Source organism: Kitasatospora sp. NPDC007106, assembly GCF_040634455.1.
GTDB classification, from domain to species: domain Bacteria; phylum Actinomycetota; class Actinomycetes; order Streptomycetales; family Streptomycetaceae; genus Kitasatospora; species Kitasatospora arboriphila.
In genome coordinates, this window is record NZ_JBEYFP010000665.1 from 1 (window position 1) to 3,284 (window position 3,284).

At 75.5% G+C, this 3,284-nt stretch carries 3 protein-coding genes and 1 pseudogene; 1 reads left to right on the plus strand and 3 read right to left on the minus strand.

Annotation, left to right across the window (positions count from 1 at the left end; all coding sequences use genetic code 11):
• Positions 1–117: 117 nt before the first annotated feature.
• Positions 118–975, minus strand: a complete 858-nt coding sequence (locus ABZ641_RS30395; RefSeq protein WP_359986942.1) for an ABC transporter permease — start codon at positions 973–975, stop codon at positions 118–120.
• Here ABZ641_RS30395 and ABZ641_RS30400 point away from each other — a divergent pair.
• Positions 907–1,962 carry a glycosyl hydrolase gene (locus ABZ641_RS30400; RefSeq protein WP_359986945.1) on the plus strand — a complete coding sequence of 352 codons (1,056 nt, stop codon included), beginning with the start codon at positions 907–909 and terminating at the stop codon, positions 1,960–1,962. The two genes, ABZ641_RS30395 and ABZ641_RS30400, sit on opposite strands and share 69 nt — an antisense overlap.
• Here ABZ641_RS30400 and ABZ641_RS30405 read toward each other — a convergent pair.
• Positions 1,939–3,093, minus strand: a complete 1,155-nt coding sequence (locus ABZ641_RS30405; RefSeq protein ID WP_344621931.1) for a GNAT family N-acetyltransferase — start codon at positions 3,091–3,093, stop codon at positions 1,939–1,941. The genes ABZ641_RS30400 and ABZ641_RS30405 overlap by 24 nt on opposite strands.
• A pseudogene (locus ABZ641_RS30410) lies at positions 3,090–3,284 on the minus strand (lipopolysaccharide biosynthesis protein); the annotation flags it as partial. The gene ABZ641_RS30405 and the pseudogene ABZ641_RS30410, both read right to left, overlap by 4 nt.

Sequence of the window (3,284 nt, forward strand, 5' to 3'; positions counted from 1 at the left end):
CGGACTCGCCGACGATGCCGAGGGTTTCGCCGCGGTGCAGGTCGAGGTCGACGCCGCGGACGGCGGGGGCCGTACCGAAGTCGACGGTGAGGTCCCGGACGGTGAGCAGGGCGGGGGTCACGGGGTGCTCCGGCGGGTTCGGGCGGCGGGCGTGCCGGGGTCGTCGTCGGTGGGCCCGTCGGCCGGGGTTCCCCCGACGGGCGTGCGGGCGGCGCGGGCGAGCCGGGCGGAGCGGCGTCCGGCCTCGGCGGTGGGGTCGAGGGCGTCGCGCAGACCGTCGCCGACCAGGTTGACGGCGAGGACGAACAGCACGAGGAGGGCGGCGGCGAAGTAGAACAGCCAGGGGAAGACGGGGGCGTCGGCGGTGCCGGCCGCGAGCAGGGTGCCGAGCGAGACGTCGGGGGCGCGGACGCCGAAGCCGAAGTAGGAGAGCGCGGCCTCGCTCATCACGGCGCCGCCGACGGCGATGGTGGCGTCGATGATCAGGAAGGAGGAGACGTTGGGCAGCACGTGCCGCCAGATGATGCGGAACGCTCCGACGCCCATGAACCGTGCGGCGGCGACGAATTCGCGTTCGCGCAGCGACCTGGTCATGGAGCGGACCACCCGGGCGGTGATCATCCAGTTGAACAGGGCGAGCAGCAGGACGAAGGCGAGCCAGCCGGTGCCGCGCAGCCGCGGCGAGACGATGGCGATGACCAGGAAGCCGGGGAAGATCAGCATCAGGTCGACGAGGAACATCAGCAGCCGGTCGGTCCAGCCGCCGAAGTAGCCCGCGCAGGCGCCGACCAGGGAGGCGAGGCCGGTGGAGAGCACGGCCACGAGCAGGCCGATGACCAGGGACTTCTGCAGGCCGCGGACGGTCTGTGCGAAGACGTCCTGGCCGATGCCGTTGGTGCCGAACCAGTGCTCGGCGGACGGCGGGCGGCGGATCTGGCCGTAGTTGGGGCGCCGCTCAGCCAGACCCCGCGGCACGACGTCTTCTCCGCCGACACCGCGGAGGACGGCCGGCGCGGGGCCGCCCCGAAGCCCGCCGTGCTGCGGCCCCCGCACGAGGTGCCGTTCGGCGCCTTCGTCGGCTCCTGGGACACCTACATCCCGCAGATCGCCAAGCTGTCCACCTGGCTGCGCAACGCCGACCTGCAGGTCGGCCACACCTACCTGGCGGGCAACGGCTGGGCCGACGTCGAGGGCGAGAACCAGGTGCTGGGCCTGTGGTCGCAGTGGCGGCTGCGCGACCCGGCCCGCACCCTGGTGCTCGGCGTGCCGATGCTGGTGCCCAACGAGGGCAACCTGAGCGACGGGCAGGTCGCCGCGCTGCTCGCCCACGGCACCAAGGGCGAGTTCGACCAGCACTTCCTCAAACTGGCCCGCAAGCTCGTCGCGTTCGGCGGCGGCGACACCGTGCTCACGCTCGGCTGGGAGATGAACGGCACCACCTACAGCTCCCGCTGCCGGCCCGACCCGGCGGCCTGGAAGGCGTACTGGCGCCGGATCGTCACCGTGATGCGCTCGGTGCCCGGCCAGCACTTCCGCTTCGACTTCACCCCCACCCGCGGGCTCGACGCGATCCCCTGGACGCGCTGCTACCCGGGCGACGACGTGGTCGACATCATCGGCATGGACGCCTACGACATGCCGGCCGGCGCCTCCTTCGAGGAGATGGTCACCGAGCCCTACGGGCTGCAGGACCAGGCCGAGTTCGCCGCCCGGCGCGGCAAGCCGGTCTCGTACCCGGAGTGGGGGCTGTTCCGCAACGGCGACAACCCCGAGTACGTGCGGCGCATGATCGAGTGGATGCGCACCCACGACACCGCCTACCAGACCGTCACCGACTACTGCCCGCACGGCTTCTGGGGCTGCGACCGCAACCCGCGGTCGGCCGCGGTCTTCCGGCAGCTGATGTCCGGCTCCAAGGGGGCGCCGGGCGGCGTCTCCTCACGCGCGCCGGCGCGCCGCTAGCGCCTCCTTCAGCCGCGGCAGCCGGGCGGTCAGCACGGTCACCGCCGCCTGCCGGGCCAGCACCCGCAGGGCGAGCAGGGCCGCCGCCGGGGCCGGGCCCGGCGGGCCCACCACCAGCCGCTCGTTGCGCAGGGCGTCCGGGCGCCACCGCTGCTTGTACGGCTCCTGGCCGCGCAACAGGCTGAGCACCGGGATGCCCGCCGCCCGGACCTCGTCCAGCGCCGCCCCGAAGAGCAGCCCGGCGATGTCCAGCCGCTCGCGCAGCCGCGGATGGGCGCCGTACAGGTAGAGGCCGCCGAAGGACGGGCAGAGCACCACCAGGTTCACCGCGACCAGCTCGCCGTCCAGCCGGAACCGGTGCACGGCGGCCCGGCCGCGGGCCGCCATCGAGGCCGTCGACTCGGCCAGGTGCGCCGCGAACCGCCCGGTGCGGTGCTCGGCGGTGACCCCGCGCTCCTGCCACTGCAGGAAGTGCAGCCGCAGCAGGTCGGCCACCGCCTGCGGCACCTCCTCCGGCGGCGCGGTGTCCACCTGCACCCCGGAGGCGGCGATCTTCCGCAGCTTGACCCGGCTGCGCTGGGCGGTCTTTCCGGGCAGCCGCTTGAGCAACTCCTCGACGGGCAGCGCGGGCAGGTGCTGGCAGAGCGAGTCCCGGTAGCGCCGGGTGGTGCCGCGGTGGTGGGCGAGCACCTGCTGGACGGCGGCCTCCGGGTGCACCTCGCGCAGTTCCAGGCTGTGCCAGGGGCGGCGCAACGGCAGGGCGGCGGCCAGTTCGGCGGCGGCCCGGCCGCGGCAGTCGTCGTCGAGCAGCACGTCGGTGAAGTCGGCCAGCCCGCCGCCGAGGTTCGTCAGACCGCCCAGGGCCCCGCGGCGGCGCAGGGCCGCGGCGCCGGCCAGCCGGCCGTCCCGGCGGACGAGCACCAGCACCAGCGCGCCCGGCCGGCCGTACCGGCGCCACCAGGAGCGCAGCCAGGCGCCGTCCTGGAAGGGGGTGGCGGTGCGGCAGCGGGTGGCGAGCACGTCCCACTCGGCGGCGATCCGGTCGAGGGCGTCGTCCCCGCGGTCCACCTCGGCCGTCCAGACCTCGGCGGCGGCCCCGGCCCGTGCCGGGGCGGGGGTGTCGGTGGTCATCGGACGGCCCCGGCGGGTTGCCGTTCCACCGGCTGCCCGGGCACCGACACGGCGGCGTCGGCGCCGCCCGACCCGGCCGGGCGGCGCCGGGCGGCCATGGCGAGGGCGCCGACCAGCCGGCCCGCCGCGCCCCCCGCCCCGGTGTGCAGGCGCGCCGACGCCGCGGAGGGGCCGTGCGGGGCGGGGGCCCA

Bases quoted from the DNA above. Each gene is read 5' to 3' on its own strand.
- ABZ641_RS30405 (WP_344621931.1), bottom strand. From the start codon at position 3,093: ATGACCACCGACACCCCCGCCCCGGCACGGGCCGGGGCCGCCGCCGAG.